The sequence below is a fragment of the Streptococcus wuxiensis genome, assembly GCF_040888245.1.
In the GTDB taxonomy this organism is placed as follows: Bacteria; Bacillota; Bacilli; order Lactobacillales; family Streptococcaceae; genus Streptococcus; species Streptococcus wuxiensis.
Map to the genome: position 1 here is coordinate 130,523 of NZ_JBFNFE010000005.1, position 8,202 is coordinate 138,724.

5 protein-coding genes are annotated in these 8,202 nt (G+C 39.8%); 4 read left to right on the plus strand and 1 reads right to left on the minus strand.

All coding sequences use genetic code 11. The annotated features are described in order from the left end of the window. Positions 1-269: 269 nt before the first annotated feature. Both adhE and gap read left to right on the plus strand, forming a co-directional pair. Positions 270-2,921: a bifunctional acetaldehyde-CoA/alcohol dehydrogenase gene (adhE, locus tag AB2B47_RS07105; protein WP_320693945.1), complete on the plus strand. Its 2,652-nt coding sequence runs from the start codon at positions 270-272 to the stop codon at positions 2,919-2,921. Between the two features lie 309 nt (positions 2,922-3,230). Then, a complete protein-coding gene (gene gap / locus AB2B47_RS07110; RefSeq protein WP_320693946.1) occupies positions 3,231-4,241 on the plus strand; it encodes a type I glyceraldehyde-3-phosphate dehydrogenase in 1,011 nt (336 codons plus the stop codon). A gap of 66 nt (positions 4,242-4,307) precedes the next feature. Here gap and AB2B47_RS07115 read toward each other — a convergent pair whose 3' ends face one another. Then, positions 4,308-5,183: an RluA family pseudouridine synthase gene (locus tag AB2B47_RS07115; protein ID WP_320693947.1), complete on the minus strand. Its 876-nt coding sequence runs from the start codon at positions 5,181-5,183 to the stop codon at positions 4,308-4,310. An 88-nt stretch (positions 5,184-5,271) separates the two neighbouring features. Between AB2B47_RS07115 and pbp2a the strand changes: the two genes are divergently transcribed. Further along, entirely contained in the window at positions 5,272-7,497 is a 2,226-nt protein-coding gene (gene pbp2a, locus AB2B47_RS07120) for a penicillin-binding protein PBP2A (protein WP_320693948.1), read from the plus strand. Between the two features lie 182 nt (positions 7,498-7,679). Then, positions 7,680-8,162, plus strand: a complete 483-nt coding sequence (locus AB2B47_RS07125; protein WP_033686043.1) for a sigma-70 RNA polymerase sigma factor region 4 domain-containing protein — start codon at positions 7,680-7,682, stop codon at positions 8,160-8,162. Positions 8,163-8,202 lie beyond the last annotated feature (40 nt).

Below are 8,202 nucleotides of genomic sequence, written 5' to 3' on the forward strand. Positions count from 1 at the left end.
TCGTAGAAAGCGCTTACATGGAAATTGAGACGCCTTTCAATGCCTTTTTACAATGAAGTTTGTGAAAAATAAAAGTTTTATGGGATTATTCACAAAGTATGGGCTAAAAAGCGTATGGGTAGGGCTGTGCAAAATTATTTTCACAAGCGAATAAAAAAAGTTTGTGAAATTTCTATGAAACTGTTTACAAATCTTAAAAAAAGAGTTATAATAAGATTGTGAAAAATTTAACAAAGGACTTACAATCCTTGAAAGCTATGGAGGAAAATATGGCTGATAAAAAAACTGTAACACCAGAGGAAAAGAAACTCGCTGCTGAAAAGCATGTCGATGGATTGGTGCAAAAAGCTTTGGTTGCCCTTGAAGAAATGCGTAAACTTGACCAAGATCAAGTCGATTATATTGTAGCAAAAGCTTCAGTTGCAGCTCTTGATGCCCACGGAGAATTGGCTCTACATGCCTTTGAAGAAACAGGACGTGGAGTATTTGAAGATAAAGCGACTAAGAACTTGTTTGCCTGTGAGCACGTAGTAAACAACATGCGCCACACTAAAACAGTTGGTGTTATTGAAGAAGACGATGTGACAGGATTGACTCTTATCGCTGAACCAGTTGGTGTTGTTTGTGGTATCACTCCAACAACTAACCCAACTTCAACAGCAATCTTTAAAGCTTTGATTTCATTGAAGACTCGTAATCCTATTGTCTTTGCATTCCACCCATCAGCTCAAGAATCATCAGCTCACGCTGCTCAAATCGTGCGTGATGCAGCGATTAAAGCAGGAGCTCCTGAAAACTGTGTACAGTGGATTACTGAACCATCTATGGAAGCAACTAGCGCATTGATGAACCATGAAGGTGTTGCAACAATCCTTGCAACAGGTGGGAATGCCATGGTTAAAGCTGCATACTCATGTGGTAAACCAGCTCTTGGGGTAGGTGCCGGAAACGTTCCAGCTTATGTTGAAAAATCAGCTAATATTCGCCAAGCTGCTCACGATATCGTCATGTCTAAATCATTTGATAATGGTATGGTCTGTGCATCTGAACAAGCGGTTATTATTGATAAAGAAATTTATGATGAATTTGTAGCAGAGTTCAAATCTTATCACACTTACTTTGTAAACAAAAAAGAAAAAGCTCTTCTTGAAGAATTCTGCTTCGGCGTGAAAGCAAACAGCAAAAACTGTGCAGGTGCAAAATTGAACGCTGACATCGTTGGTAAACCAGCAACTTGGATTGCAGAACAAGCAGGATTTACAGTTCCAGAAGGAACAAACATTCTTGCTGCAGAATGTAAAGAAGTTGGTGAAAACGAGCCATTGACTCGTGAAAAATTGTCACCAGTTATCGCAGTTTTGAAATCTGAAAGCCGCGAAGATGGTATTGCTAAAGCTCGTCAAATGGTTGAATTTAACGGTCTTGGACACTCAGCTGCCATCCATACTGCTGATGAAGAATTGACTAAAGAATTTGGTAAAGCTGTTAAAGCTATTCGTGTTATCTGTAACTCACCTTCTACTTTCGGTGGTATCGGGGACGTTTATAATGCCTTCTTGCCATCATTGACACTCGGATGTGGTTCTTACGGACGTAACTCAGTTGGGGATAACGTTAGCGCCATTAACCTCTTGAATATCAAAAAAGTCGGAAGACGGAGAAATAACATGCAATGGATGAAACTTCCTTCAAAAACATACTTTGAACGTGATTCAATTCAATACCTTCAAAAATGTCGTGACGTTGAGCGTGTCATGATCGTTACTGACCACGCTATGGTAGAGCTTGGCTTCCTTGATCGTATCATCGAACAACTTGACCTTCGTCGCAATAAGGTTGTTTACCAAATCTTTGCAGATGTAGAACCAGATCCAGATATCACTACAGTTGAACGTGGTACTGAGATTATGCGTTCCTTCAAACCAGATACAATCATCGCTCTTGGTGGTGGATCTCCAATGGATGCTGCTAAAGTAATGTGGCTCTTCTACGAACAACCAGAAGTAGACTTCCGTGACCTTGTCCAAAAATTCATGGATATCCGTAAACGTGCCTTCAAATTCCCATTGCTTGGTAAGAAGACTAAATTCATCGCAATCCCAACAACATCTGGTACAGGATCTGAAGTAACACCATTTGCCGTTATTTCTGATAAAGCAAATAACCGTAAATACCCAATCGCTGACTACTCATTGACACCAACTGTGGCAATCGTAGACCCTGCTTTGGTATTGACAGTTCCTGGATTTGTTGCTGCTGATACTGGTATGGACGTATTGACTCACGCAACTGAAGCTTATGTATCACAAATGGCTAGCGACTATACTGATGGTCTTGCTCTTCAAGCGATCAAACTCGTATTTGAAAACCTTGAAAGCTCAGTTAAGAATGCAGACTTCCACTCACGTGAGAAAATGCATAACGCTTCAACAATCGCAGGTATGGCCTTTGCCAATGCCTTCCTAGGTATTTCTCACTCAATGGCTCATAAGATTGGTGCGCAATTCCACACAATCCACGGTCGTACAAATGCTATCTTGCTTCCATACGTCATCCGCTACAACGGTACACGTCCAGCTAAGACAGCAACATGGCCTAAGTACAACTACTACCGTGCAGATGAGAAATATCAAGATATCGCTCGTATGCTTGGACTCCCAGCTTCTACTCCAGAAGAAGGAGTTGCATCTTATGCTAAAGCTGTTTACGAACTCGGTGAGCGCGTAGGTATCGAAATGAACTTCAAAGCACAAGGTGTTGACGAGAAAGAATGGAAAGAGCATTCACGTGAATTAGCCTTCCTTGCTTATGAAGACCAATGTTCACCTGCAAACCCACGTCTTCCAATGGTTGATCATATGCAAGAAATCATCGAAGATGCTTACTATGGTTACAAAGAAAGACCAGGACGTCTTAAATAATTGATTATCAGTCAGAGGCAGGAGTAATCCTGTCTCTTTTTATAGTTTTTCAAAATAGAAGAGGTTAAAAGTTTAACAAAAAAGTTTAGTAAATAACTATAAAGATGCATGTTGATAGACTTTTGACAAAGGGAATCTATATAAAATTGTGTATCTAGAAAGTAGAAAACTGAAGTGAAAATCAACGTCAGCGCTTGCAATAAAACTAAAATAGTTATATAATAGGTTTGTTGAAAGGTGATTTGTAGTGATTCAAGTTACTCTTTTCACAATAAAATTTTCATGATTTTCATAAGGAGGAAATCACTAATGGTAGTTAAAGTTGGTATTAACGGTTTCGGTCGTATCGGTCGTCTTGCTTTCCGTCGTATCCAAAACGTAGAAGGTGTTGAAGTTACTCGCATCAACGACCTTACAGATCCAGTTATGCTTGCACACTTGTTGAAATATGACACAACTCAAGGTCGTTTCGACGGAACTGTGGAAGTTAAAGAAGGTGGATTCGAAGTTAACGGTAAATTCGTTAAAGTTTCTGCTGAACGTGATCCAGAACAAATCGACTGGGCTAACGACGGTGTAGAAATCGTTCTTGAAGCGACTGGTTTCTTTGCTAAGAAAGAAGCTGCTGAAAAACACTTGCATGCAGGTGGCGCTAAGAAAGTTGTTATCACTGCTCCTGGTGGAAACGATGTTAAAACAGTTGTATTTAACACTAACCACGATGTTCTTGATGGAACTGAAACAGTTATCTCAGGTGCTTCATGTACTACAAACTGCTTGGCTCCAATGGCTAAAGCTCTTCAAGATAACTTCGGTGTTGTAGAAGGATTGATGACTACTATCCACGCTTACACTGGTGACCAAATGATCCTTGACGGACCACACCGTGGTGGTGACCTTCGTCGTGCTCGCGCTGGTGCTGCAAACATCGTTCCTAACTCAACTGGTGCTGCTAAAGCTATCGGTCTTGTAATTCCAGAATTGAATGGTAAACTTGACGGATCTGCACAACGCGTTCCAACTCCAACTGGATCAGTTACTGAATTGGTTGCAGTTCTTGAAAAGAACGTTACTGTTGATGAAGTGAACGCAGCTATGAAAGCAGCAGCTAACGAATCATACGGTTACACAGAAGATCCAATCGTATCTTCAGATATCGTAGGAATGGCTTACGGTTCATTGTTTGACGCAACTCAAACTAAAGTTCTTGATGTTGACGGTAAACAATTGGTTAAAGTTGTTTCATGGTATGACAACGAAATGTCTTACACTGCACAACTTGTTCGTACTCTTGAATACTTCGCAAAAATTGCTAAATAATTTCTGAGTCGAAAAAGCAAGACCAATCGGTCTTGCTTTTTGTATCTATAAAAATGGATGATAAAATCATCCATTTTGTTTTAATTCTCTTTCAAATGTATCTGAGAGTGCGGTAAAGCTTAATTTATTTAAAGTCAGAGGGTGGATAAAGGATAGTTTAAATGCGTGAAGCATCAGTCTCTTGTTTTTTGAGTGTTGGTTGTAGAGAGGGTCTCCGAGGATTGGATGTCCGTGGTGAGATAGGTGGACTCGAATCTGATGAGTACGTCCTGTTTTTAATCTACACCGAACGAGACTGGTTTTGTTTTGAAACAGTTTTAACCGAGTTACATGAGTTTCGGCGTATTGACCATTTTTTTGATCCACAATTCTTTGTCTACGATCGTGGCGATTGCGACCGATTTTATCTCGGAAGATCAAGTTCTTAGCCTCTAATCTTCCATCAACCAGAGCCCAGTATTCTCGAGAAATCTCTTTCTTTTCTAATAAGCGATTAAGAATAGGAAGAATGAATGGATTCTTCGCAAACAGTACGAGACCGCTTGTTTCCATATCCAAGCGATGAACGACATAGCATGTCTGACCGACATAGGCGCTGACATGATTGAGAAGAGCTATCTCATCTGGCTGATTTCCATGTGTCTTCATACCCTCGGGTTTATTGACGATAATTAAATGTTGATCTTGATAGACTTCTTCGACAAGTTTGGGGTTTCCCCAGAGAATTTCTTTTGTAGGATAATCTTCCTCGTCGAAAATCAATTGACATTCATCTCCAGCCTTGACCGTTTGATGCCAATGGACTTCTTCTTGATTAATGAGGATGTGTTTCTTGATTCTCAAAAAGTGCCTTATTTTTCTAGGTATTAACAGCTGTTCTTCTAGAAAATGTTTGACAGTCATTTCGGGTAGAGAGTTGGGGATCGTAAAGGTAAATTTCATACTGATATTGTAACAAAAATCAATTTATTTGGACAGGGGAACTAGCAAAATTCTTGTCTTCCTATGGGGAAGATGATAAAATATACGCATGAAATTAGATACCTTATTTGAAAAATTTCTTTCTTTATTTAAAAAAGAAGAATCTGTAATTGAAAAAACAGAAATGAATGGAATTGAACAAGAAGAAAGTGTGTCGAGCAATTTACGGCGTTCAAGAGCAGGACGAAAGAAAGCGGGGGCAATTGGCCCTGTTCGAAAATTTTGGCGTCGCTATCATCTGACAAAAATCTTTTTGATTCTTGGGCTTAGTGCCAGCTTGTTTGTTGGGGTCTATTTGTTTGCTCTAGCAAAATCGACAAATGTTACCGACCTGCAAAACGCTTTAAAAACTCGCACTCTGATTTTTGACAGAGAGGAAAAAGAAGCAGGCGCCTTGTCAGGTCAAAAAGGCACCTATGTCGAACTTTCGGACATCAGTGAAGATTTACAAAATGCAGTCATTGCTACAGAAGATAGAAGTTTCTATAAGAACGACGGTATTAACTATGCTCGTTTCTTCCTAGCAATAGTAACGGGCGGGCGCTCAGGTGGGGGCTCCACAATTACCCAACAATTGGCGAAGAATGCCTATCTTTCTCAAGACCAGACTGTTCAGAGAAAGGCAAAAGAATTCTTTTTAGCTTTGGAGTTAACAAAAAAATATAGTAAGAAAGAAATTCTGACCATGTACTTGAACAATGCCTACTTCGGAAATGGAGTTTGGGGTGTTGAAGATGCAAGTAAAAAATACTTCGGGGTTTCAGCTTCCCAACTGACACTTGATGAAGCCGCAACCTTAGCAGGAATGCTCAAGGGGCCGGAATTGTATAACCCTTTGAATTCTATTGAAGATTCAACCAATCGTAGGGATACCGTCTTACAGAACATGGTGGCTGCTGGTTATATTGATAAGGACAAAGAAGCGGAAGCTTCGGGTGTTGACATGGCATCTCAGCTACAAGATGCTTATGAAGGGAAAGTTTCAGACTACCGATATCCGTCTTATTTTGACGCGGTTGTCAATGAAGCGATTGAAAAGTATAACTTAACAGAAGAAGAAATCGTCAACAACGGCTATCGTATATATACGGAATTAGATCAGAATTACCAGGCTAATATGCAGGTCATTTATGAAAACACAGCTCTCTTTCCAACCGCAGAAGATGGAACTCATGCTGAGTCGGGCAGTGTTGCTCTAGAACCAAAAACAGGAGGAGTTCGAGGAGTTGTTGGTCGTGTAGCAGGAGATGATAAAGCTGGTTTCCGAAATTTCAACTATGCAACTCAATCAAAAAGAAGCCCAGGTTCAACTATTAAGCCCTTAGTTGTCTATACCCCAGCAGTCGAAGCTGGTTGGGCTCTAAATAAAGAGTTGGACAATCATACTATGGAGTATGGTAATTACAAGGTAGATAACTACGCAGGAATCAAAACATCTCCAGAAGTTCCAATGTACCAAGCTTTAGCTGAATCCCTAAACCTTCCTGCAGTAGCCACGGTTAAGGAACTTGGTATTGACAAGGCTTTTGAATCAGGCGAAAGATTCGGGCTTAACTTAACCAATGTAGATCATGTGTTGGGTGTTGCACTGGGTGGTGGTGTGGAAACTAGTCCACTGCAAATGGCGCAAGCTTATGCAGCGTTCGCAAACGAAGGTTTGATGCCTGAAGCCCATTTTATTACACGTATTGAAAATGCAAGTGGTCAAGCCATTGCTACCCATAAGAATTCTCAAAAACGAGTGATAGATAAATCCGTAGCGGATAAAATGACTAGCATGATGCTAGGGACATTCACAAACGGTACAGGGATAAGTTCATCACCAGATGGTTATGTTATGGCCGGGAAAACAGGTACAACAGAAGCGGCCTTCAACCCGGTGTATACGAGCGACCAGTGGGTTATCGGCTATACGCCAGATGTAGTCATTAGTCACTGGCTTGGTTTCCCGACAACCGATGAAAATCATTATCTAGCAGGTTCGACATCAAATGGCGCCGCTCATATTTTTAGAAGTATGGCAGAAACAATTCTTCCTTATACACCAGGAAGTACATTCACAGTTGAAAATGCCTATAAAATAAATGGTATTGCTCCTGAAAATGTCCCGAATCAGTCAACTGACAACGGTGGTGGGCAGTCAAATGACTCTATAAGTGACATTCAAAGTCGAGCCCAGAACCTTATTGATGAAGCAGAAAAAGCTATTTCAGATGCAAAAATTAAAGAAAAGGCAAAAACCGTCTGGGATACAATTGTAGATTTATTCCAATAAATTTTTTAAAAGACAAGAGCATCACTCTTGTCTCTTTTTATATCCTAAAAAGACTGAAAAATAATCTAAAAGAAATATCATAAATTCTAAAGTACAAACTCAGGCAACTATAAAAGCAAAATAAAGAATAAAGAAATCTGGAGAGCTTAACACTGATATACTGGATAAGGAAAAGGAGGGTAATGATGTTAGAAAAATGTTACCATGAAGTAAAAGCTATCGTGCATAAGTGTCGAAAAGAGTACTACCTACATCTATGGGAAAAAGAAGATTGGGATCAAGAGGGAATGATTTGCCTACATGAATTATTAGAAAATCACCCTGATTTTAAGGAAAATAAAAATAAGGAATTTTATACCTACTTCAAAACAAAGTTTCGAAATCGAATTTTGGATGCAGTCAGGAAACAAGAAAGTTACAAAAGAAGATTGGATCGACAAGCTTATGAAGAAGTGAGCGAGATTAGCCATCGCTTAGGCGAAGGGGGGCTGTTGATAGATGAGTCTTACGCATTAGAAGAAGTGCTTAAAGAGTATCGAGCAGGATTAGGGAAAGAAAAATTGGAGTTGTTTGAACGATTGTTAGCTGATGAGCGATTCAAAGGAAGAAAAGCAATGTTGAAAGAACTAAAGCAGGTGCTAAGAGATTTTTCTCCAAAAAGATAAAAAAATAAATCCAATATCTTGACAAGATTCTAAAAGTAGG

Bases quoted from the DNA above. Each gene is read 5' to 3' on its own strand.
- AB2B47_RS07115 (WP_320693947.1), bottom strand. From the start codon at position 5,183: ATGAAATTTACCTTTACGATCCCCAACTCTCTACCCGAAATGACTGTC.
- gap (WP_320693946.1), top strand. From the start codon at position 3,231: ATGGTAGTTAAAGTTGGTATTAACGGTTTCGGTCGTATCGGTCGTCTT.
- pbp2a (WP_320693948.1), top strand. From the start codon at position 5,272: ATGAAATTAGATACCTTATTTGAAAAATTTCTTTCTTTATTTAAAAAA.
- AB2B47_RS07125 (WP_033686043.1), top strand. From the start codon at position 7,680: ATGATGTTAGAAAAATGTTACCATGAAGTAAAAGCTATCGTGCATAAG.
- adhE (WP_320693945.1), top strand. From the start codon at position 270: ATGGCTGATAAAAAAACTGTAACACCAGAGGAAAAGAAACTCGCTGCT.